Below are 22,134 nucleotides of genomic sequence, written 5' to 3' on the forward strand. Positions count from 1 at the left end.
AAAATGGCAAAAAAATAATTTTTCGTTGAAGCATTTGTCGATTGAGTTTTGGTAATTAGTCAACTACGATCACGTATTGATTCAAATTTGCGATGTCGCAGTGAGCGGGCGGGAGCAGCGAAATGATTGAGTTAAGTCAGTTGATGAGGTTGGTCGATGCAACTTCCGAAGTGGCCTGGAGCGGTGCGCTTTTCGATATCGCGCATCAAATGGGCTTTGGCGGTGTCATGTACGCCGCATTGTTGTCAAAGCACGCGAACCTCGAGCATCCATTTCTGTATAGCAATTATCCGAAAGCTTGGCGCGATCACTATGATGCGGCCAAGCTGCACAGCGTCGACCCGACCATTCGCCATTGCATGAACAGCGTGCTGCCGCTGATCTGGGAGCCCGACACCTTCCGCCACGCTGACAATCATAATTTGTACGATGAGTCGCGCCAGTTCGTCAAACGGTCGGGCATCACGTTCCCGATGCACGGTTGCAATGGCGAGATCGGCATGATCAGCTTTGCCACCGAGGAAATGGATGCGGAAGAGTTCAGCGCCCACCTGACCCACTACATGGCCGATTTGTCGCTGGTGCGCGATTACGCGTTCGACTCGTCCCTCAAGTTCATCAAGGCGCGCAGCCACGCTGAACCGGTGCCGCACCTGACCAAGCGCGAACTGGAAGTGATTAAATGGGTGATGGCCGGCAAATCCTCGTGGGAAATCTCACGCATTACCGACTGTGCCGAAGCGACCATCAATTTTCACATTTCGAATATCCGCCAGAAGTTCAACGTCAATACCCGTCAGCAGGCGCTCGTCAAGGCGATCGCCCTCGGCATCATCACTCCAGAAGATCCACATCGCTGACCTTGCCGTTGACGTACAGCTTGACCAGCAGCGCGACCGGAGGGGGAACCCCGAGGCCGGTCTCGAAGCGGCTGCCGCTCGACTGGGTCACGCCGAAGCGGGCCCAGAATGTGGCCTGGCTCTCGCGCTTGCTGATGCGAAATTGCCGCAATCCCATCTGACCCGGCCCGCGCAGCGGTTGGTTGGCCGCATCGTTGGCGGCGAACGACACCGCGTCGCTGACAGCCGGCGCCTGCAGATTAAAGTCCTGGTCCATGTCATCCCCTCCGCAAATCGATGGGTCCAGTATTCCACCTCGCGCCTTGCTTTTGAGCTATCACATCTACTAGTTATGCAGATCACATAAGTAAAGCTCCTGCGGTCATCGGCCGTCTTTTTCGCGCTGTTGATCTTGATTGTCGGACGCTACGGGGTTTTCCGTCGGAAAAAATTGCCGCACGAGATGTGTTTGCCGTCGTCATTAATAGTATATTGACAGCACGGCGGCGCTGCAGTGCCAGTCCGCTTCGGGACAAGGTTTTCGACGATGACGCAAGCGATTTCGGGCAGCATGGGCAGCACGGTGACCGGCGGCGGACCGGCGTGGCTGCGGTTGCGAGCGGCCGGCCTGATTTTCTCGGCGCTGGTCGGTGCCGGGCTGTATACAGTCGCTGCCAACACCGTCGAGGGCGATGCGCGCCAGCGTTTCAACGGCATCGCGCGCATCGCCCAGTCGGCCCTGGCGGCGCGCCTGGCCACCTTCAATGACCTGGTGCGCGGCACCACCGCCTTGTTCGAGGCGTCCGACGATCCGGTCACGCGGCTGCAGTTTCACCGCTACGTCGCCGCGCTCGACGTGCCGCGCAATTTCCCCGAGGTCGACCTGCTGTCGTACGCCGCCAGCGTCGACGACGCCGGGCGCGACGCCTTCGTCGCCCGGGTGCGGGCCGACCGCAGCCTGGCGCCGGGCGGCTATCCGGCGTTCGACATCCTGCCTGCCGGCCGGCGCGAGCGCTACGAAGTGCTCACCTTCGTCGAGCCGGCGCGCCACTTCAGCCGCTACTTCGGCGCCGACATCGCGCAAAACCCGGCGATCGCCGAGGCGCTGGCGCAGTCGCGCGACACCGGGCAGCTCAGTTCCGGCGTGCCGATCATGTTCGACGCGCCGTCGCCGCACATCGGCCTTGGCATCGGCCGGCCGGTGTACCGCAAAGGCGTGCCGCTGACCGATGCCGCGGCCAGGCGCGCCGCCTTCCTCGGCATGGTCGGCGTCGAGTTCAGCGTGCCAGGCCTGGCGCAGGGCGTACTGGGGCAGGTCGGCATGCCCGGCCTGCGCGTGGCGCTGTACGCCGCCGGCAGCGCCGCGGCGGACCAGCGCGCGCTGGCAATTGGCCGCGGCGACCGGCTGCTGTTCGGCGCAGGTCCGCTGCGCGACGCCAGTTTCGAGGCGGTGCTGCCGGTCGACTTCAACGGCAGTCTGTGGAAGGCGCGCTTCACGCTGCCGCGCTCCGACCTGTACAGCCAGTTCGACCGCGCCTTTCCCTTTCTCGCGCTGGCCATCGGGGTGGTGGTGGGCCTGCTGGTGTATGCATTCTTCTTCACCCTGTTCTGGTCGCGTCGGGTGGCGATCGCCCAGCGGCTGCTGCTCGACACGGTGCTCGACAGCGTCGAGGCGCATGTCTACATGAAGGATCGCGAGCGGCGCTTCACCTACATCAACGCGCGCACCGCCGAAGCGATGGGGAAAGCGCCGCAGGAGGTGATCGGCAAGTTCGATCGCGACGTGCTGCCGGCGGCGCTGGCCGACGCCTACTGGGAGCAGGACCGCAGCGTGTTCGACAACGGCGTATCCAGCGCCGGGCAGCACCAGTTCACCCGGCTCGATGGCCAGGTGCGCCAGTTCTGGACTGTGAAAGTGCCGGTGATGGAAGCGGGCGAAGTGGCCGCGGTGATCGGCCTGTCGACCGACGTCACCGAGCTGCATGAACTGAAGGCGCAGGCCGATGCCGCCAGCCTGGCCAAGAGTAACTTCCTGTCGAACATGAGCCATGAGATCCGCACGCCGATGAACAGCATCATCGGCATGACGCACCTGGCGCTCAAGTCGGCCGCCACGCCGAAGCAGCGCGACTACCTCGAAAAGATCTACCACTCCAGCCAGCACCTGCTCGGCATCATCAACGACATCCTCGATTTTTCCAAGATCGAAGCCGGCAAGCTGGATCTGGAAGTGATCGACTTCAGCGTCGCCACGCTGATGGAAAACATTGCGCACCAGCTGGGCGAAGCGGCCAGCTGCCGCCGCCTGGCGCTTGAATTCGAGCTGGCGCCCGGCCTGCCGCGCCAACTGCGCGGCGACCCGCTGCGGCTCGAGCAGGTGCTGCTCAACTTTACCGGCAACGCCATCAAGTTCTCGGAGGATGGCGTGGTGCGCATCCACGCCGTCGCGCTCGAGGACACCGAGCACGATGCGCTGGTGCGCTTCGAGGTGCGCGACAACGGCATCGGCATGACCGGCGCCGAAGTGGGCGAGTTGTTCAAGTCGTTCCACCAGGCCGACCCGTCGACCACCCGCAAGTACGGCGGCACCGGGCTGGGACTGGTGATCAGCAAGCAGCTGGTCGAACTGATGGGCGGCAGCGTCGGCGTCGACAGCGCGCCCGGCGTCGGCAGCACCTTCTGGTTCACCGCGCGCCTTGGCAAGGGCGTCAGGTTCATGCGCGCCGGGCCGGCGCCGGCGCCGCGCGAAGTGCTCGACCAGATCGCCGGCGCGGCCATCCTGCTGGTCGAGGACAACGTCTTCAGCCAGCAGGTCGGCCAGGAGCTGCTGGAAGAAGCCAGCGCCACCGTCGTCGTCGCCTGCAACGGCAAGGAAGCGGTCGACCTGATGCTGCGGCGCTGCTTCGACTGCGTGCTGATGGACCTGCAGATGCCGGTGATGGACGGCTTCGAGACGACCCGCATGATCCGCTCCGATCCGCGCCTGCGCGAGGCGGTGGTGATCGCCCTGACGGCCAACGCCGGCCGCGACGACCGGGCGCGGGCGCTGGCGGCCGGCATGGACGAATTTGTCAGCAAGCCGACTTCGCCGAACCAGCTGTTCGAGGTGATCGCCCGCTGCCTGCGCGCGCACGCTGCGCCGGCCGCCGCGCCCCTTGCGTGCGAGGCGGCGCCGCCGCTGTTCGACATGGCGGCGCTGGCGCTGACCTTCGGCGCCAACCCGCAGAAGATGCGCAAGTACGCCTTCATGTTCCTCGATTCTGCCGGCGACGGCCTGGCCGTCGTCGGCGAGGCGCTGGCGCGCGCCGACATCGAGCGCGCCGCCGATACCGGGCACCGGATGAAATCGGCCGCGCGCGCGGTCGGCGCGATGGAGTTTGCCCAGCTGTGCCAGCAGCTCGAACAGCTGCGCATCGGCGGCTCGGTGGCCGAAGCGAGTCTGTTGCTGGGGCGCATGGTGGCACTGCGCGCGCTGCTCGCCGAGCACATGGCCAGCGAACTGGCCGAACCGGCGTCCGGATGAGCGCGGCCCTACCGCCGGCGCCGTAAAAATAGTATGCTGTGGCGCTGCCGACTCGGCCATTTAACGGAACACCATGGCATCTCCCGTCTCGCCCGGACTCCTGATCCTGCACGGTAACCAGCTCGAACAATTGCGCGCCGCGCTGTTCGGCTGGCTGCGCAATCATCCGCTCGCGCCGCTCGAGTCGGAGATCATCCTGGTGCAGTCGAACGGCGTGGCCGAATGGCTGAAGATCGCGCTGGCCGAGGAAACGGGCGTGTGCGCCGCCACCCGCGTGGCGCTGCCGGCGCGCTTTCTGTGGGAAGCCTACCGCGGCATGCTCGGCGCCGAGCGGGTGCCGAAACGCTCGCCGTTCGACAAGGCGCCCCTGACGTGGCGCCTGATGCGCCTGTTGCCGGCGCTGCTGTCAAACGACGGCTTCGCGCCGCTGCGCCACTTTCTCGGCGACGGCGACCCGGAACGCCGGCTGCAGCTGGCCGAACGCCTGTCCGACCTGTTCGACCAGTACCAGGTGTACCGCGCCGACTGGCTCGACGACTGGGCGGCGGGGCGCGACGTGCTGCGCAACGCGCGCGGTGAGGCGGCGCCGCTGCCGGTCGAACAATTGTGGCAGGCGCAGCTCTGGCGCGCCGTCAACGACAGCCTGCCGGCGCAGCTGCGCCAGTCCGGGCGCGCCACCATCCACAGCGAATTCGTACACGCCAGCGAGAACGGCGCGCTGCCTGCGGCCAGGCTGCCGCGCCGCGTCGTCGTGTTCGGCATCTCGGCGCTGCCGTACCAGACCTTGCAGGCGGTGGCGGCGCTATCGCGCCACTGCCAGGTGCTGCTGGCGGTGCCCAATCCGTGCCAGTTCTACTGGGGCGACATCATCGAAGGGCACGAGCTGCTCAAGGCGCGCCACCGGCGCCAGCAGCCGCGTGGCGGCATCGACCTGTCGCACGTGCCGATCGAAGACATGCACTCGCACAGCCATCCGCTGCTGGCGAGCTGGGGCCGGCAAGGGCGCGACTTTGTCCGCATGCTCGACGAATTCGACAGCGCCGCCGAGGGCCGCTTCGAGAACATGCGGGTCGACCTGTTCAGCGAAGGTGAGGGCGACACCTTGCTCGGCCAGGTGCAGGCCGCGGTGCGCGACCTGCTGCCGCTGGCGGAGCATGCGCGCCTGGCGCCCGATCCAAGCGATCGCTCGATCGAATTTCATGTCACCCACAGCGTGCAGCGCGAAGTCGAGGTGCTGCACGACCAGCTGCTGTCGTGGTTTGCCGCCGGCGACGCGGACGGCGCGCCGGCATTGCGCCCGCGCGACGTGGTCGTGATGGTGCCCGACATCGATACGTTTTCGGCGGCGATCCATGCCGTCTTCGAGCAGCACAAGCGCAGCGACGCGCGCTTCATCCCGTTCGAGATCGGCGACGTCAAGGATCGCAGCGTCAACCCGCTGCTGGTGGCGCTCGAGTGGCTGCTGCGCCTGCCGCAGCAGCGTTGCCGCCAGAGCGAGGTGCGCGACCTGCTCGACGTGCCGGCGCTGGCGGCCCGCTTCGGCCTCGAGGACGAAGACCTGGCCACCCTCGGCCAGTGGATCGAGGGCGCCAGCGTGCGCTGGGGACTGGACCAGCAGCACCGCGATGGCCTGGGCCTCGGTTCGGCCGGCGAGCAGAATGCCTGGATCTTCGGGGTGCGGCGCATGCTGCTCGGTTACGCCAGCGGCGCCGGCGCCAGCTTCGCCGGCATCGAGCCGTACGCCGAAGTGGGCGGGCTCGATGCCGCGCTGGCCGGCTCGCTGGCGCAGCTGATCGAGACGCTGCTGGCGTGGCGCGCCAGCCTGGCGCAGTCGCGCACCCCGACCGAATGGGGCGAGCAGGCGCGCGCTCTGCTGGCGGCGTTTTTCGACGGTTCGGCAGAGGGCGACCGCCTCACGCTGGCGCAACTGCGCGAAGCGCTGCAGAACTGGCTCGAGACGTGCGACAACGCCGAATTTGCCGAACCGGTGCCGCTGGCGGTGCTGCGCGAAGCGTGGCTTGGCGCGCTCGACGAGCCGACCTTGAATCACCAGTTCGTCTCCGGCGGCGTGACCTTCTGCAGCCTGATGCCGATGCGCGCGGTGCCGTTTCGCGTGGTGTGCCTGCTTGGCATGAACGACGGCGACTTTCCGCGCCGCGCGCGCCAGGCCGATTTCGACCTGCTCGCGCTGCCCGGCATGGCGCGACCGGGCGACCGCTCGCGCCGCGACGACGACCGCTACCTGATGCTCGAAGCGCTGCTGGCCGCGCGCGACAAGCTGTACGTCAGCTGGGTCGGGCGCAACGTGCGCGACAACAGCGAGCAGCCGGCCTCGGTGCTGGTGTCGCAGCTGCGCGACTACCTGAAGGCCGGCTGGCAGCTCGACCTCGATGCAATGACCACCGAGCACGCGCTGCAGCCGTTCAGCCGCCGCTATTTTGAACAGGGCGGCTTGCCGACCTACGCCGGCGAATGGCGCGCCGCCCACGCCGCCGCCGCCGCCGGCGACGACGCGCCGTTGCCGCCGTTCGAACTCGATGGCGAATACCGCCTGAAGCTTGCTGAACTGGCCAAGTTCCTCAAGCAGCCGGCGCGCTACTTTTTCCAGCGCCGGCTTGGCGTCTGGTTCGCCGACGCCGATGCGCTGGGACAGGACGAGGAGCCGTTCTCGTTCAATGCGCTGGAGCGCTACCTGCTCGAAGACAGCCTGCTCGACGACGGCGGCGCGCCGGAAGCACTAAGCGAAGTGCGCGCCAGCCTGGCTGCCCGCGCCGAACGGCTCGGACGCGAAGGCGTGCTGCCGATCGGCCTGATCGGCCGCAAGTGGGAAGAGCAGCTGATCGAAGGCCTGGTGCCGGTGCGCACCGCCTGGCTGACCCTGGGCGCGCGTTTTCCGGAGCAGGCGCCCAAGCTCCCCATCAGCCTGCGCTTCGGCGGCATCGAGCTCGATGACTGGATCGACAAGCTGCGCACCAGCGAAGTCGGCGCCGCGTGGCTGATGCAGATCTCCTCGAAGGTGCTCGACAAGAAGGGCGCGGCGCGCGGCGACAAACTGATCGGCGCCTGGCTGCGCCAGCTGGCCGCCGCCGCCGCCGGCCATCCGGTGACCGGCTACCTGGTCGCGCGCGACGCGATCGTCACGATGGCGCCGCTCGATACGGACCACTCGCGCGCGGTGCTGGCCGGCCTGGTTGCGCTGTGGCGCCAGAACCTCGACCAGCCCTTGCCGGTCGCCTGCAAGACGGCGCTGGCCTTGCTGCGCAATGGCGACGCGCGCGCCACCTACGACGGCAGCTTCGAGATCGGCGGCGAAGTGCAGGACCTGTGCCTGGCGCGCCTGTGGCCCGACTTTGCCGCCCTCACTGCTGGCGGCGCGTGGCTGCATACGGCGCAGTCGCTGTATGGCCCGCTGGCCGACTGGCTCGATGCGCACGTCGTCATCGCCCCGCTCGACAAGGAGCAGGCATGAGCGAACTGCTGAAACCCATCGATTTTCCGCTGCACGGCTCGCGCCTGATCGAGGCCAGTGCCGGCACCGGCAAGACCTGGACCATCGCCGCGCTGTACGTGCGCCTGGTGCTGGGGCACGGCGGCGAGAACGGCTTCGGCCGCGCGTTGATGCCGAACGAAATCCTGGTCATGACTTTCACCCGCGCCGCCACGCGCGAACTGTCGAACCGGGTGCGCGAGCGCCTGGTGGAGGCGGCCGCCTTCTTCCGCGCGGAGGAGCCGGGCAAGGATCCCTACCTGGCCGCGCTGGCGGCATCGTATCCCGGCCACGCCGAACGGCAGCAGGCGGCGCACCGCCTGATCATGGCCGCCGAGACGATGGACGAAGCGGCCATCTTCACCATCGACGCCTGGTGCCAGCGCATGCTGCGCGAGCACGCGTTCGACAGCGGCAGCCTGTTCGACGAGGAACTGGTCAGCGACGAACACGCGCTGTTCGAAGACGCGGCGCACGACTACTGGCGCCAGAACGTCTATCCGCTGAACAGCCGCGCGCTGGCCGCGCTGATGGCCTGCTGGCAGGATGTCGGGGTGCTGAAGCAATCGGTGCGCGAACTGGTGCGCCGCGTGCATCTGCTCGGCGCGGTGCAGGACGAGACGCTGGCTGGCCTGATCGCCCGCGTCGAACGGGCGCAGCTGGCCGAACTGGCGCGGCTGAAGGCCGGCTGGGCCGATCGCGCCAACCAGATGGAGCAGTGGATCGCCGGCCAGCGCGCGGTGGTGCCGAAGTGCTTCAACGGCAGCAAGCTGCGCGCCGATTCGCTCGTCAAGTGGTTCGACGCGCTGCGCGCGTGGGCCGACGATCCGGCGCTGGTGTTGCCGGCGATGACCGACACCGCGTGGCACCGGCTAACTCCGGACGGCATCACGGATGCATGCAGCAAGGACTTCAGCGTCGCCGCGCCCGAGTGCTTCGAGCACACTACCGAACTGTGGGAAGCGCTGAAGGCGATCGCGCCGCTGTCGCATGCGCTGTACAGCCACGCCGCGACCAGCATCGCGCAGCGCATGGCGGAGCTGAAAAAGCGCAGCCGCCAGTTCGGCTTTGCCGACATGCTGGACCGGCTGAAGGCCGCACTGGAGGGCGACAACGGCGAGCAGCTGCAAAAGCGCATCGCCGCGCAGTATCCGGTGGCGATGGTCGACGAATTTCAGGACACGTCACCCGACCAGTATGCGATTTTCAACCTGCTGTACCGGGTGGGCGACAATGACCCGTCGCACGGCCTGTTCCTGATCGGCGACCCGAAGCAGTCGATCTACGGCTTTCGCGGCGCCGACATCAACAGCTACCTCGCCGCGCGCGCTTCGACTGCGGGGCGCCATTACAGGCTGGGCACCAACTTCCGTTCCACCAAGGCGGTGGTGGAGGCGGTCAACCAGCTGTTCCTGCACGCTGAGAACGGTTTCGCGGCGGGCGCGTTCAAGTTCAAGAAAGGCGAGGTCAATCCGCTGCCGTTCGACGAAGTTGATGCGAACGGTCGCGACGAGCACCTGGTCGGCGTCGAAGGCCCGTTCCAGGCGCTGGCGGTGTGCAGTTCGGACCGCGAGGACATGCGCGCCGACGACTACCTCGACTTCTTCGCCCATCACTGCGCCGAGCATATCGTCTCGCTGCTGAACGATCCGAAGGCAGGGTTTTGCCATGGCGAGAAGTTCACCCGGCTGGTCCCGGCCGACATCGCCATCCTGGTGCGCAACCGGCGCGAGGCGGCGGCGGTGCGGCACGCGCTGGCGCAGCGCAAGGTGCTCAGCGTCTACCTGTCGGACAAGGATTCGGTGGTCGACAGCGACGAGGCGGCCGACGTGCTGCGCTGGCTGTACGCGGTCGCCAATCCTCTCGACGGCGGCCTGGCGCGGGCGGCGTTCGCCACGCGCACGGCCGGGCTCTCGCTGGCCGCCCTCGCGCGCATGTCGTCGGACGAACTGGCGTGGGAAGAACGGGTCGAACAGTTGAAAGCGCTGCACGTCGTCTGGCAGCGCCAGGGCGTGCTGGCGATGCTGCGCCGCTTCGTGCACGAACTGAACCTGCCGTCGACCTTGCTGCGCGAGGCCGGCGGCGAACGCCGGCTGACCAACCTGCTGCACCTGGCTGAACTGCTGCAGACGGCCAGCAGCGGGCTCGATGGCGAGCAGGCGCTGATCCGCTGGTTTGCCGAGCAGGTGGCCGGCATCGGCGACGGCGGCGACGAGCGTGTGCTGCGCCTCGAGAGCGACGCCGAACTGGTCAAGGTAATCACGGTCCACAAGGCGAAGGGCCTGGAGTACCCGCTGGTGTACCTGCCGTTCGCCGTCACCGCGCGCAAGACCGACCGGCGCAACCGCAGCTTCTTCGAGTTTGTCGGTGAAGACGACAAGCGCACGCTCGACCTCGGGCTGTCCGAGGCCGCGCTCGAGGCGGTCGACCGCGCGCGCATCGAGGAAGACCTGCGACTGCTGTACGTGGCGCTGACGCGCGCGCGCCATTTCCTGTGGCTCGGCGTGGCGGCGGTGGCGGCCAAGAAGGCGGGCGAGAACAAGCTGCACGAGTCGGCGCTCGGCTACCTGCTCGGTGGCGGGGCGGCGATCGCGGCGGCCGACATGAGCGGCCACTGGCAAACCTTAAAAGGCGATTCCACCGCGATCGACCTCAAACCGCTGGCCGCGCCGGAGGGCGTGACGCTGCTGGCGCGCGAGGAAGTGCGCCCGCCGCTGATGGATGCCGCGGTGTTTGCCGGCAGCTTCGAGCGCAACTGGTCGGTCGGTTCCTTCACGTCGCTGACGCGCCAGACCGGCAAGGCGCCGATGCACGCGCAGGAGGAAACGCTGCTGGAAGAAGAACCGAAGCAGGCGCCCGCACGGGCCGACGACGCCCCCTGGCACCGCTTCCCGCGCGGATCGGTGCCGGGTAACTTCCTGCACGAGCAGCTCGAGTGGATGGGGCAGGAGGGTTTTGCCAGCGTGCTCGATCCGAATTTCGATGCGCGCCTCGGCGCCCGCTGCGACCGCGCCGGCTGGGCCAACCGCAAGGAAGATGCGATTGCCTGGCTGCGCGAAGTGGCGACGACGAAGCTGCCGCATCTCGATGCGCCACTGGCGCAACTGGACGGCGTGCTGCCGGAGATGGAATTCTGGTTCCCCAGCCAGCACCTGAAAAGCGCGCAACTCGACCAGCTGTGCGCCGAGCGCATGCTCGGCGGCGTGGCGCGCCCGGTGCTGCCGGAGCGCCAGCTGCACGGCATGCTGAAGGGCTTTGCCGACCTGGTGTTCGAGCATGAAGGGCGCTACTGGGTGCTGGACTACAAATCGAATTCGCTCGGCGCCGGCGACGCCGCCTACAGCCGCACCGCGATGGCGGCCGGGATGGCGGCGCACCGCTACGACATCCAGGGCGCGATCTACATGCTGGCGCTGCACCGCCTGCTGCGCAGCCGGCTGGGCGACGGCTACGACCCGACGCTGCAGCTTGGCGGCGCGCTGTTCATGTTCCTGCGCGGGATCGCCAATCCGACAACCCGTGGCTGCTACCTGCTGGAGCCCGACCTTGAACTGCTCGAAGGCCTCGAACGGCTGCTGGATGACGCAAGATGAAGCCTGACACCGACGTGAATGCATTGTGGGCAGCGGTCGACGCGCTGACCGAAGCGGGTGAATTGCGCCGGCTGTCCGGCGCCTTTGCGCGCTTCATCGGGTCGGTCGGCCACGCCACGCCGGCGCTGATGCTGGCCTGCGTGCTGCTGTCCGAACTTGAAGGACGCGGCCACAGCTGCCTGATGCTCGACGAACTGGTCGACGATCCGTGCACGCTGACCGGCTGGAGCGAAGAGCAGTGGCAGGCGCTGGCCGCGGCCGCCGCGCCACTGCCGAAAAACGTCAAGGCCTGGAGCGCGCTGCTGTCCGGCGCCGAGCAGGTATGGCAGGCGGGCGACCTCAGTTTCGACCAGCCGCTGGTGCTCGATGGCGCGCGCCTTTACCTGCGCCGCTACTGGCGCGACGAGACGCTGGTGGCCGGCAGCATCGGCGCGCGGGCGCGTGAAGTGCGCGCCGTCGATACCGACAAGGTGCGCGAAAAGCTCGACATCCTGTTCGCCTCGCACCGCAAGGCCGAAACGCCGGACTGGCAGAAGATCGCCTGCGCCATCGCGCTGCACGGCTCGGTGGCGATCATCACCGGCGGCCCGGGCACCGGCAAGACCTACACGGTGGCGCGCCTGCTGGCGCTGCTGTTCGCGGTGGCGCCCGACGCCGGCGGCCTGCGCATCGCGCTGGCGGCGCCGACCGGCAAGGCCGCGGCGCGCCTGAAGCAGTCGATCGACAAGGCCTTGAGCGAACTGGCCGACAAGGTGGGCGGCGAGCTGCCGCTGCGCGAACTGGCGGCGCGCATGGGCGCCGCCCGCACCCTTCACAGCCTGCTCGGCGCGCGGCCGGACACGCGCGCTTTCGCCCACCACCAGGGCAACCCGCTCGACGTCGATGTGCTGATCGTCGACGAGGCGTCGATGGTCCACCTCGAGATGATGGCGTCGCTGCTCGATGCGCTGCCGGCCGGCGCCATGCTGGTGCTGTTGGGCGACAAGGACCAGCTGGCATCGGTGGAGGCGGGCGCGGTGCTGGGCGACCTGTGCCAGAACGCGCAGGCCGGCGGCTACGACGCCGCCACGATGGCGTACGCGCTGGAGGCCAGCGGCGAGGCCATTCCCGCCGACTTTGCCGGCGCCGCCGGATCGCTGGCGCAGCAAACGGTGATGCTGCGCCACAGCCGCCGCTTCGGCGGCCCGATCGGCCAGTTGGCACTGGCCGTCAACGCCGGCGAAGTGGCGCGCGCCGAAGCGGTGCTGCGCGGCGGCGACGATGCGGTGCGCTGGATCGAACACGCGCAGCAGCATCACGTGCTGCAACTGGCGGAGGAGGGCTACCGGCCTTACCTGGCGCTGTTGCACGGGTCGGGCGACGCCGGCGACGACGGCTGGGCGAAGGCGGTGCTGCAAAGCTTCGAGGCGTTCCGGCTGCTGTGCGCGGTGCGCGACGGCGAGTGGGGCGTGACGGGACTGAACGCGGCGATCGAACAGAAGCTCGAAGCGGCGCGCCTGATCCGGCGCCGCGGCGAGTGGTACGTCGGACGGCCGGTGATGGTGACGCGAAACGACTACGGCACGCGCGTGTTCAATGGCGACATCGGGCTGACGATGGCCGACCCGGCGCGGCCCGATTCGCTGCGGGTCTATTTCCTCGAAGGCGAAGAGGTGCGCAGCGTGCTGGCCACGCGCCTGCGCCACGTCGAGACGGCATATGCGATGACGGTGCACAAATCGCAGGGCTCCGAGTTCGCGCACACCGCTCTGGTGCTGCCCAAGTCGGGCGGCTCGATGCTGGCGCGGGAGCTCGTGTACACCGGGATCACGCGCGCCAGCAAAGTGTTCACGCTGGTGACGCCGGCCAGCGCGGTGCTGGCAGAGGCAATCGGCCGGCGCACGCGCCGGGCCAGCGGGCTGCGGGACATGCTCGGCGCGTAAGTTCCGTCGTCCCCGCGTTCGCGAGGAGTCGGTCCTGCCAATGGCAGGGACGACGTACGATAGCGGTAATGAAAAAGCCACCGGTGTCGGTGGCTTTCTTGCGACGCGCCGTGTAATTACGCGCGGCGGTGGCGCGCCTTGACGTTCTTGGCGACGCGCGCGCGCATCGAGGCCTTCATGATGCGCGCTTCGGCGCGCGGATGGGCACGCGGCTGGGCGCGCGCCAGCACCGGCGCCGCGTCGCCGGTCATGAAGCGGCGGATCGACAGCGCGTCGACCACCCGCACCGACGATGCCTTGGCGTTGAGCAGCACCAGCGTGGCGTTCTTGCCGGCTGCCTTGATGCGCATGATCAGGCAGCGGCCCGCTTCCTCGGTGTAGCCGGTCTTCGACAGGCCGATGTCCCAGCCCTTGGCGCCGACCAGGCGGTTGGTGTTGCGGTACTCGACGCCGCGGCCGTTGATGTTGATGATGTCCTTCGAGTCGGTGGTGATGCGCGCGATCTCCGGATAGGCCGACGCGGCGACCGCCATCTTGATCATGTCCGCCGCGGTCGATTTGTTGTTCGGCGACAGGCCGGTCGGCTCTTCGATTTTTGTCTGCGTCATGCCGAGCGCGGCGATCTTGGCGTTGACGGCGGCCTTGAACGCAGCCGTGCCGCCCGGGTAGGTGCGCCCCAGCGAGTGGGCGGCGCGGTTATCCGACGACATCAGTGCCAGCTGCAGCACGTCCTGGCGCGAGATGGCGGCGCCGACCGGCACGCGCGAGGTGCTGTGCTTGAGCATGTCGACGTCGCCTTGCTCGATGTAGATCGGCGCGCTCATGTCCTGCTTGGCGTCGATCACGACCATCGCGGTCATCAGCTTGGTCAGGGACGCGATCGGCACGATCGTGTTGGCGTTCTTTTCGATCAGGACCTTGCCGGTGTCGTCTTCGACGACCAGCACCGATTGGGATCCATAAGGACCGGCGACGGCGGCGGCGGCTGAAAAAGTTAACAGGACGGCGGCGAACAGTGTTTTCATGTGGGTGTGTTTTCGTGAATGCGGCAGTTCAAGATCGGGCGCCAGGGGCGAGGGCGCTGCGCGAGATGAAAACAATCTGGCTGTGAAGCAACATTACTCAGTCTCGAAGATATCACCAACCCTGGGGTATGTCTATGGCGCACAAGCATAAAGCAGTCTCATCTTATAACAATGATGAAAAAAGGCCCTGCGTTGCCGCAGAGCCTTTTTAAATTGACAACCCGAACACGCTGGAGTTATTTCGGTTGGTAAATTTTATCGAATTCGCCGCCGTCGTCGAAGTGCTTCTTCTGCGCCTGTTTCCAGCCGCCGAACAGCTCGTCGACGGTAAACAGCGTGATCGGCTTGTAGTTGGCTGCAAACTTCTTGGCCACCGCCGGCGAGCGGACCCGCAGGAAGTGTTTGGCGCCAATTTCCTGTCCTGCTTCCGAATACAGGAAGTTTAGGTAAGCGGTGGCCTGCTTGCGCACCCCGCGCTTGTCGACGACCTTGTCGATGACGGCGACGGGCGACTCGGCCAGGATCGAGTTAGGCGGATACACCACCTCGAAATTGTCGCCAAATTCGCTGCGCACCATCTGCACTTCGTTCTCGAACGTCACTAGCGCATCGCCGATTTCACGCTGGGTGAAGGTGGTGGTGGCGGCGCGCCCGCCGGCGTCGAGCACCGGCACGTTCTTGAAGATGCGCGTGACGAGCTCGCGCGCCTGCGCTTCGTTGCCGCCTTTTTTCAGCACCGAGCCCCACGCGGCGAGGTAGGTGTAGCGGCCGTTGCCGGCCGTTTTAGGATTTGGAATGACGACCTTGACGCCCGGCTTGGCCAGGTCGTCCCAGTTCTTGATTTGCTTCGGGTTACCTTTACGGACCAGAAACACCATGGTCGAGTAATATGGCGCCGCATTGTTGGGGAATTTCTTGGCCCAGTCCTGCGTCACCAGGCCGCGGTCGGCCAGCATGTCGATATCGTTGGCCTGGTTCATCGTCACGACGGACGCCTCGAGGCCGTCGGCCACCGAGCGCGCCTGCTTGCTCGAGCCGCCGTGCGACTGCTTGATGATGATGGTTTCGCCGGTCTTTTTCTTCCAGTCGGCGGCGAACACCGGATTGATGTCCTTGTACAGTTCGCGCGCAACGTCGTACGACACGTTGAGCAGCTCGGCGTCGGCGGCGCGCGCGGCCAGCGGCAGGGTCAGCGCGCCCATCAGCAGGGCGACAATGAGGCGGCGTGACGGCAGCAGCGGTGGTTTGGTCATCTTGTTCTCGCAGTGTGTGGACAGTACCGCATAGTCCGACAATTGATGGTGGTAATGGAAGTACAGTTTCGTCATATGCTTAGACGGCAACGTTGTAGCGATGCAGCAATGGCGCGACGGCATGCGGACCCAACAGGCGAGCGGCGGCGCTTCGGTGTATAGTCTTTTATATGTATCTTGAAGGGTAGCAATACCTTATTCTTTTAATCATTGCTTTAATGTTCACCACCATGGGTATTCAGATTCGCTCGGCAGCACCAGAAGACGCCGTTGCCGCTTGCAGCGTGCTGCGCCGTTCTATCGAGGAATGTTGCGTAGAGGATCACCAGAACAACCGCGAGAAGCTCGCTGCATGGCTGGGCAACAAGACGCCGCAGAATGTGGCCGGCTGGCTGAGCTCGCCGATGAACTACACGCTGGTGGCCGAACGCGACGGCGAAGTTGTCGGTGTCGCGCTACTGACCCAGGCCGGCAAGCTGTCGCTGTGCTATGTGTTGCCGGAAGCGCAGCATGGCGGCGTCGGCAAGGCGCTGCTGGACGGCGTCGAAGCGAAGGCACGCGACTGGGGCATTGGCGTCGTCAAGCTGCACAGCACCAGCGCCGGGCGCGACTTCTACGCCCGCAACGGCTACACCTTCGCCGGCAAGGAAAAAACCTGCTTCGGCATCGACTCCGATTTCTTCTGGAAGCAGCTCGACGCCAGGCCGGATGCCGGCGGCGGCGCCGCCAAACGCTTCTGCAATTGCGGCGTCAAGTAAAACCTCCCGCATTCCCACCCGAATCCGTTGTCGTGCGCGCAGCGCGTGCGTTATAGTGTGCGCCTCCAATTGATGGGTACCATATGGCTTCGCGCAGAGAATTCCTCCAACACGGTTTATGCCTGTCCACGCTCGGCGCGCTGACGGTGCCGCTGATCGGCTGCGCCGCGGCGGCCGGCCCGCCGCCGCCTGCTTCCACGGCCAGGCCCGCTCCCGCCGTGCGCACCGCCAGTCGCACGGCGCCGGCGCCGGCGCCGGCGCGAGCGCTGGTGCAGTCGGCCGGCAATGCCGAGATGGCGCCGCCGCCGGATATCTTCGACGCCCAGGCGCTGGACATGGACTTCTGGCTCAAGCCGCGCACGCTGTCGGTATTTCGCCCGCAGTCCGGCGAAAAGGCGCGGGTGCTGTACTGGCGCGACGGCGAAGTCATCGATTCGGCCTACCAGGAACTGTGCCACATCATGCGCGACGTCGTCGGCAAGGAAACCGCGCCGATCGACCCGAAGCTGTTCGAAACGCTGTGGGGCACCCAGGCGTTCCTGGCGCGTTACGGCATGGAGCAGCCGCTCGAAATCCTGTCGGGCTACCGCACCGCCAAGTCGAACGGCAAGCTGATCGAGCAGGGCGTGCCGGCGGCGCGCCAGTCGCTGCACATCGAAGGCAAGGCGGCCGACATCCGCATCGCCAACCTGAACGCCGAGGTGCTGGGCGGGCTGGTGCGCAGTTTCCGGCAGGGCGGGGTGGGCTACTACTACCGCAACGGCCTGCGTGGCGGCTGGATTCATGCCGATACGGGCCTCAAACGCACCTGGAAAGGCTAGTTACCAAACTTTGCCCGCTATCGCGTTGTCCAAGTCAGTGCCCTTCTCAAATCGGGCGTCAAACTGATACTAGGAGGATAGTAATGGCAACTATGAATATTCCGAACGACCGCCGCCACATCCCTGAGCGCCGCACGTCAGACGGCACGCATCACGGAGCCAAGATGTCGGCGCTCGACTACGTTGCAATGGCACTGCTGATCATCGGCGGTCTGAACTGGGCGATGGTGGGCCTGTTCAGCATCGACGTTGTGGCAACGCTGTTCGGCGTCCAGACGCCGGTGACGCGATTTATCTACGTGGTAGTTGGCCTGGCCGCTCTGTATGCGATCTACCTTATCAGCAAGATGGCGGCGGCGTCGCGACACTGAACGTCGGTAATCGACTGGTGCGGAGGTGCGCCGCACCAGCAATCCGCTTCTCCGGCTTCGCGCAGGTCTGGCTGGGCAAGTCATTCCTGCGCCTTGGCGCCCCGCAGCTACGTTCGCTCAGGCCCGCGGGCCGCCGCTGTCGGACGCCAGCATCGACTTGCGCATGATGTCGAGGAAGGCGTGCAGGATCGGTGACTGGTCGTTTTGCCGGTACAGCACGCACAGTTCGACATCGCGCAGCCATTGCGAGTCGAGCGGCCGGTAAACCACGCCCGGCAGGCGCAGGCTGGTGGCCGATTCGGTGGTAATGCACAGGCCAAAGCGCGCCGATACCAGCGCGATGCCAGTCAGCACGTCCTCAACTTCCTGGCCGACCACCAGTCGCAGGCCGTCGTTGCGAAAGGCGCTCATCACCTCCAGCGCCAGGCCACGCAGCGGCGTGGTAGGGTACAGAATCATCGGTTCGTCTTCCAGGTCGCGCAATGTGATCGCGGCCTTGCCGCACAGCGGATGGCCTTCGTACAGCGCGACGTGGAGCAGCTCGCGGCCGATGACCTCGACAGCAATGTCTGGCTCGTTGGGCACCAGGCGGTTAAAGCCGAGCATGATGCGGCGGTCCCGCAGCGCCTGGATCTGCTCCGTTTTGGTCAGGTTGTACAGGGCAAGCTTGACCAGCGGCCGCTCGCGGTGGAACTGCTCCAGCAATTGTGGAATCAATCGCAAAATGCCCGATCCAAAGATACCGACGTCGAGGCGCCCGAGATAGCCTTTGCCGGCGTACTGGGTTTTCTCCTTGGCCGCCTTCACCATCGCCAGGATATTCGGTACCTCCTGCAACATCACCTCGCCGGCGCCGGTCAGCTCGACCCCGCGCGGCGTGCGTACGAACAGCGTCGTCCCCAGTTCCTCTTCCAGGCCATGTATCTGCCGCGTCAGCGGAGGCTGCGCCATGTGCAGCTGCTCGGACGCCCGGCTGAAACTGCCTTCTTGCGCGAGCGCGAGAAAGTACCGCAATTGCTTTAGATCCATTTGCCGATTATGCCATACCGAATCGGTATAGCGTTGACCCGAAAAGGGTATTGGACGCTCGCGCTGGGTTCGGCAATGATGTGCCCACCAAGATTGCGTTGCAGGAATCAGATGAGTATCTCGACGCCCCAGCTTGGCAGCGACACTAACAAATCGATAAAAACAGCGGTACCCAGGGGACAACAATGAAAAAAATCTTAAGTCGCACGGCGGCAATCTCGCTCGCATGTTTTGCCAACTCCGCCATGGCGCAAATGCCGCCTGACCGCTGGCCGGCGGCTCCGGCCGCCAGCAATGTCACCATCTATGGCCTGGCCGACAGCGGCATCGAGTATTTGACCAATACAAACGCCGCCGGCAAGTCACTGGTGCGGATGCCGACCCTGGCCGGTTCGTTTCCATCGAACATAGGCTTTCGCGGATCGGAAGCCCTCGGCAACGGTTTGCGTGCCGTCTACAACCTCGAAATGGGTTACTCGGTCGACGGCGGCCAGCTGCAAAACGGCGGGCGCCTGTTCGGCCGGTCCGCATGGGTGGGCCTGCAGGGCGATTTCGGCACCCTGATGCTGGGCCGCATGATCAACATGACCTATATTGCCAACCTGCGCTCGAACGTCCTCGGCCCGAGCATCCACAGCTATCCCAACCTCGACGGTTACCTGCCGAATGCGCGCAGCGACAATACGGTCGGTTACCTCGGCAAGTTTGCCAACGTGACCGTCGGCGCCACCTACAGCACCGGCCGCGACGCCACCACCGTTGTGGCCGGCCCGGGTTCGACCGCCTGCGGCGGCGAACTTGCCGCCGACAAGCAAGCCTGCCGCCAGGTGACGGCGATGCTCGGTTACGACACGCCGAAATACGGCATGGCCGTGTCCTACGATGTGCTCAACGGCGGGCCCAATGCCGGATTCGGCCTGAACCGCAGCGATTACGACGATCGCCGCATCGGCGTGAATGGCTACGTGATGGTCGACAAGCTGCGGATCGGCGGCGGCGTCATCGAGCGCGACACCGACGCACTGCTCGATACCGCAACGCGCCTGATGCAGATCGGCGCCAGCTATCCCGTGGCTGCAAACGTCGTGGTGGACGCGCAGGTTGCCAAGCTCGACGTCAAGAACTCGGGCAACGACTCATCGATTGCAGTGGTGCGCGCCACGTACAGTTTTTCGCGCCGCACGGCGACCTATGTGTCGCTCGGCCGGATGAAAAATGAAGGCACGGCGGCCATCTCGGTGTCGGCCGGCGGCACCGTCGGACCGGGCCTGAGCCAGACCGCCATGATGGTCGGCTTGCGCCATTCGTTCTGACCGCCCGCTTGATCAATTGATGCAACCGGCGCCGTCGCCACCTGGCGGCGCCCTAATCTGGAGACACGCAATGAACAAGAAATCATCGATGCAACAGGATCGCCGACGGGTTCTGCTGACCGTTTCCGCGCTCGCCCTCGGCGCGGCCACGCTGGCAGGCGCCGTCCAGGCCCAGACCGTGAACGGTCCGATTCGCATCATCGTGCCGTTTACCCCTGGCACCACGCTCGACAGCGTGTCGCGCGTGATCGGCCCGGTGATCGCCAGGCGCATGGGCCAGAGCGTGATCACCGAAAACAAGCCTGGTGCGTCGGGCATCATCGGCATGGACGCGACGGCCAAGGCGGCGCCAAACGGCCAGACCATCATGGTGTCGACCAATACGTCGCTGACCTTGCCGCTGTTCTACAAGACCGTGCCGTTCGACGTCCTGAAAAGTTTCCAGCCGCTGGGCATGGTCGGCACCAACAATTTCGCCCTGGTCGTGCATCCGTCGGTGCCGGCATCGAATCCGAAGGAACTGATCGCCTACCTGAAGGCCAATCCGACCGTCGGCACCTACGCCTCGCCAGGCAACGGTACGCTGCATCACCTGGCAATGGAAAAATTCATCCATACCACCGGCGTGACCATCAAGCACATCCCCTACAAGGGATCGGCCGGCGCCATTTCGGACGTTCTCGGCGGCCACGTGCAGATGATGGTCATGCCCTTGCACCTGGCCGTTCCGCTGCGTGCCGATGGCAAGCTGAAGATCATCGGCTCGACCCGTGCGCAGCGCGAGCCGCTGTACAAGGATGTTGTTCCGCTGCAGGAAGGCGGCGTGGCCGGCTATGACGAAGACGCATGGGTCGGCGTGTGGGGCCCGAAAGCCATGTCGCCGGCGCTGGTTGCCTCCTACAACGCGGCCATTCGCGAGGCGCTCGCCAGTGCTGAAGTAAAAGAGGCGCTCGCCAAGCAAGGCCTGAGCTTGATGCCGGGCACCCCGGACGACCTGATGCGGGTGGCGAACGCCGAGTACCTGAAGTGGGTCACAGTGGTCAAGAACGCGCAGATCGTGGCCGAGTAAGCTTACAGAAATACGGACGCCGCCGCCTCTTGCCACCGCAGGCGGTTTCGTCCCGCATTATCACTACAAAGGAATCCATCATGACCCCAAACTACGCCCACATCGCCACGGAAGAGGCGTTCGCGCCGACCGACATGCTGCGCATTTACCGCGAGATTCTTGCCGGCCCCAATCCCGATCCGGGCTTCGCCAGCCTGATGGGCTTCTACATCAGCAGCCAGAGCGAGCGTGCCCGCTTCATCATGGAGGGGCTGCAGGACCTGGACCAGCGCCGCCTGCAACACATGGACGAGTCCGGAATCGACCGCGCCGTCATCGCCCTGACCGCGCCCGGCGTGCAGATCATGGACGCCGCCACCGCAGTCTCGTTCGCCCGCACCGCCAACGACGAGTTGTCGGCGGCGGTACGCAAGCACCCGACACGTTTTTCCGGCATGGTCGCGGTGGCGCCGCAAAATCCGGCCGAGGCGGCCAAGGAGATCGAGCGCGGCATCACGCAGCTGGGCCTGACCGGTGTGATCATTAATTCCCACACGCACGGCGAATACTTGTCCGACCCGAAGTTCTGGGAAATTTTCGAGGCGGCCGAGGCGCACGACACGCCGATCTACCTGCACCCGAACACCCCGCCGGCCAACATGATCCAGCCGTTCTTCGAGTGCGGCCTCGATGGCGCCATCTTCGGCTTCGGCGTCGAGACCGGCATGCACGCATTGCGCATCATCACCGCCGGCGTGTTCGACCGCTTCCCGAAACTGCAGATGGTGCTCGGCCACATGGGCGAAGCCTTGCCCTTCTGGGCATACCGGCTTGACTACATGCATGCGGCGACCGTCCGCTCCCAACGTTATGAATCGATGAAGCCGCTCAAGAAAAAGCCAAGCGACTACCTGCGCGAGAACTTTTACATCACCACCAGCGGCATGGCGCATGAGCCCGCGATCAAGTTCACGCAGGAAATGATGGGCGTCGACCGCGTCATGTACGCGGCCGACTATCCATATCAGCATACCGTCGACGAAATTTCCCGCCTCGACGGCATGAGCATCAGCATGGATGACAAGAAGCGCTTCTTCCAGACCAATGCCGAGACAGCGTTCCGCCTGAAATGACAGTGGCGCGGGTCGCTGC

At 65.8% G+C, this 22,134-nt stretch carries 15 protein-coding genes; 11 read left to right on the forward strand and 4 right to left on the reverse strand.

All coding sequences use genetic code 11. The features are described from left to right. Positions 1-122: 122 nt before the first annotated feature. Positions 123-860 carry a helix-turn-helix transcriptional regulator gene (locus CR105_RS06650; RefSeq protein ID WP_218968668.1) on the forward strand — a complete coding sequence of 246 codons (738 nt, stop codon included), beginning with the start codon at positions 123-125 and terminating at the stop codon, positions 858-860. Here CR105_RS06650 and CR105_RS06655 read toward each other — a convergent pair. Continuing rightward, positions 835-1,116: a helix-turn-helix domain-containing protein gene (locus tag CR105_RS06655; protein ID WP_099787652.1), complete on the reverse strand. Its 282-nt coding sequence runs from the start codon at positions 1,114-1,116 to the stop codon at positions 835-837. The genes CR105_RS06650 and CR105_RS06655 overlap by 26 nt on opposite strands. A gap of 270 nt (positions 1,117-1,386) precedes the next feature. On the opposite strand from CR105_RS06655, the gene CR105_RS06660 reads away from it, so the two are divergent. The 4 genes from CR105_RS06660 (at position 1,387) to recD (ending at position 13,364) form a co-directional block, all read left to right on the forward strand. Continuing rightward, entirely contained in the window at positions 1,387-4,362 is a 2,976-nt protein-coding gene (locus tag CR105_RS06660; protein ID WP_229413692.1) for a CHASE domain-containing hybrid sensor histidine kinase/response regulator family protein, read from the forward strand. Between the two features lie 73 nt (positions 4,363-4,435). Further along, entirely contained in the window at positions 4,436-7,831 is a 3,396-nt protein-coding gene (gene recC, locus CR105_RS06665; protein ID WP_099787653.1) for an exodeoxyribonuclease V subunit gamma, read from the forward strand. After that, positions 7,828-11,442 (forward strand): exodeoxyribonuclease V subunit beta, encoded by a 3,615-nt coding sequence (gene recB / locus CR105_RS06670; protein ID WP_099787654.1) that lies wholly within the window; start codon positions 7,828-7,830, stop codon positions 11,440-11,442. Before recC ends, recB begins: the two co-directional genes overlap by 4 nt. Continuing rightward, complete coding sequence (recD, locus tag CR105_RS06675) at positions 11,439-13,364, forward strand: exodeoxyribonuclease V subunit alpha (protein WP_099787655.1); 1,926 nt, start codon at positions 11,439-11,441, stop codon at positions 13,362-13,364. The genes recB and recD overlap by 4 nt, the downstream gene beginning before the upstream one ends. 116 nt (positions 13,365-13,480) lie before the next feature. On the opposite strand, the gene CR105_RS06680 is transcribed toward recD, so the two are convergent. Together CR105_RS06680 and CR105_RS06685 are read right to left on the reverse strand one after the other, a co-directional pair. Continuing rightward, positions 13,481-14,389 carry a serine hydrolase gene (locus CR105_RS06680; protein WP_099787656.1) on the reverse strand — a complete coding sequence of 303 codons (909 nt, stop codon included), beginning with the start codon at positions 14,387-14,389 and terminating at the stop codon, positions 13,481-13,483. A gap of 236 nt (positions 14,390-14,625) precedes the next feature. Next, positions 14,626-15,642, reverse strand: a complete 1,017-nt coding sequence (locus CR105_RS06685; RefSeq protein WP_099787918.1) for a sulfate ABC transporter substrate-binding protein — start codon at positions 15,640-15,642, stop codon at positions 14,626-14,628. A 230-nt stretch (positions 15,643-15,872) separates the two neighbouring features. Here CR105_RS06685 and CR105_RS06690 point away from each other — a divergent pair, with 230 nt between their 5' ends. The 3 genes from CR105_RS06690 to CR105_RS06700 all read left to right on the forward strand — a co-directional run bounded on the left by CR105_RS06690 (position 15,873) and on the right by CR105_RS06700 (position 17,592). After that, on the forward strand, positions 15,873-16,400 hold the full coding sequence (locus CR105_RS06690) for a GNAT family N-acetyltransferase (protein ID WP_099787919.1): 528 nt from the start codon (positions 15,873-15,875) through the stop codon (positions 16,398-16,400). 83 nt (positions 16,401-16,483) lie between these two features. Next, on the forward strand, positions 16,484-17,221 hold the full coding sequence (locus CR105_RS06695; RefSeq protein WP_307189610.1) for a YcbK family protein: 738 nt from the start codon (positions 16,484-16,486) through the stop codon (positions 17,219-17,221). An 83-nt stretch (positions 17,222-17,304) separates the two neighbouring features. Beyond that, positions 17,305-17,592: a DUF378 domain-containing protein gene (locus CR105_RS06700; protein ID WP_099787657.1), complete on the forward strand. Its 288-nt coding sequence runs from the start codon at positions 17,305-17,307 to the stop codon at positions 17,590-17,592. Positions 17,593-17,709: 117 nt separating this feature from the next. Here the strand turns inward: CR105_RS06700 and CR105_RS06705 are convergent, their stop codons facing one another. After that, positions 17,710-18,621: a LysR family transcriptional regulator gene (locus CR105_RS06705; protein WP_099787658.1), complete on the reverse strand. Its 912-nt coding sequence runs from the start codon at positions 18,619-18,621 to the stop codon at positions 17,710-17,712. Between the two features lie 185 nt (positions 18,622-18,806). On the opposite strand from CR105_RS06705, the gene CR105_RS06710 reads away from it, so the two are divergent. From CR105_RS06710 to CR105_RS06720, 3 genes are all read left to right on the forward strand, one after another. After that, the gene (locus CR105_RS06710) at positions 18,807-19,934 is read left to right on the forward strand and encodes a porin (protein ID WP_099787659.1); all 1,128 of its coding nucleotides are present in this window, start codon (positions 18,807-18,809) and stop codon (positions 19,932-19,934) included. A gap of 70 nt (positions 19,935-20,004) precedes the next feature. Then, positions 20,005-21,003 carry a Bug family tripartite tricarboxylate transporter substrate binding protein gene (locus CR105_RS06715; RefSeq protein ID WP_180288114.1) on the forward strand — a complete coding sequence of 333 codons (999 nt, stop codon included), beginning with the start codon at positions 20,005-20,007 and terminating at the stop codon, positions 21,001-21,003. Between the two features lie 80 nt (positions 21,004-21,083). After that, positions 21,084-22,115 (forward strand): amidohydrolase family protein, encoded by a 1,032-nt coding sequence (locus CR105_RS06720; RefSeq protein ID WP_099787661.1) that lies wholly within the window; start codon positions 21,084-21,086, stop codon positions 22,113-22,115. Positions 22,116-22,134: the final 19 nt, after the last annotated feature.

Origin of the sequence: Massilia eurypsychrophila, from assembly GCF_002760655.1 — a bacterium.
Taxonomy (GTDB): Bacteria; Pseudomonadota; Gammaproteobacteria; order Burkholderiales; family Burkholderiaceae_D; genus JAFCUW01.

What these genes read in the sequence shown, in the direction of transcription:
- CR105_RS06650 (WP_218968668.1), top strand. Translation starts at nt 123, where the DNA reads ATGATTGAGTTAAGTCAGTTGATGAGGTTGGTCGATGCAACTTCCGAA.
- CR105_RS06680 (WP_099787656.1), bottom strand. Translation starts at nt 14,389, where the DNA reads ATGAAAACACTGTTCGCCGCCGTCCTGTTAACTTTTTCAGCCGCCGCC.
- CR105_RS06710 (WP_099787659.1), top strand. Translation starts at nt 18,807, where the DNA reads ATGAAAAAAATCTTAAGTCGCACGGCGGCAATCTCGCTCGCATGTTTT.
- CR105_RS06655 (WP_099787652.1), bottom strand. Translation starts at nt 1,116, where the DNA reads ATGGACCAGGACTTTAATCTGCAGGCGCCGGCTGTCAGCGACGCGGTG.
- CR105_RS06720 (WP_099787661.1), top strand. Translation starts at nt 21,084, where the DNA reads ATGACCCCAAACTACGCCCACATCGCCACGGAAGAGGCGTTCGCGCCG.
- CR105_RS06685 (WP_099787918.1), bottom strand. Translation starts at nt 15,642, where the DNA reads ATGACCAAACCACCGCTGCTGCCGTCACGCCGCCTCATTGTCGCCCTG.
- recC (WP_099787653.1), top strand. Translation starts at nt 4,436, where the DNA reads ATGGCATCTCCCGTCTCGCCCGGACTCCTGATCCTGCACGGTAACCAG.
- CR105_RS06660 (WP_229413692.1), top strand. Translation starts at nt 1,387, where the DNA reads ATGACGCAAGCGATTTCGGGCAGCATGGGCAGCACGGTGACCGGCGGC.
- CR105_RS06690 (WP_099787919.1), top strand. Translation starts at nt 15,873, where the DNA reads ATGGGTATTCAGATTCGCTCGGCAGCACCAGAAGACGCCGTTGCCGCT.
- CR105_RS06705 (WP_099787658.1), bottom strand. Translation starts at nt 18,621, where the DNA reads ATGGATCTAAAGCAATTGCGGTACTTTCTCGCGCTCGCGCAAGAAGGC.
- CR105_RS06715 (WP_180288114.1), top strand. Translation starts at nt 20,005, where the DNA reads ATGAACAAGAAATCATCGATGCAACAGGATCGCCGACGGGTTCTGCTG.
- recD (WP_099787655.1), top strand. Translation starts at nt 11,439, where the DNA reads ATGAAGCCTGACACCGACGTGAATGCATTGTGGGCAGCGGTCGACGCG.
- recB (WP_099787654.1), top strand. Translation starts at nt 7,828, where the DNA reads ATGAGCGAACTGCTGAAACCCATCGATTTTCCGCTGCACGGCTCGCGC.
- CR105_RS06700 (WP_099787657.1), top strand. Translation starts at nt 17,305, where the DNA reads ATGGCAACTATGAATATTCCGAACGACCGCCGCCACATCCCTGAGCGC.
- CR105_RS06695 (WP_307189610.1), top strand. Translation starts at nt 16,484, where the DNA reads ATGGCTTCGCGCAGAGAATTCCTCCAACACGGTTTATGCCTGTCCACG.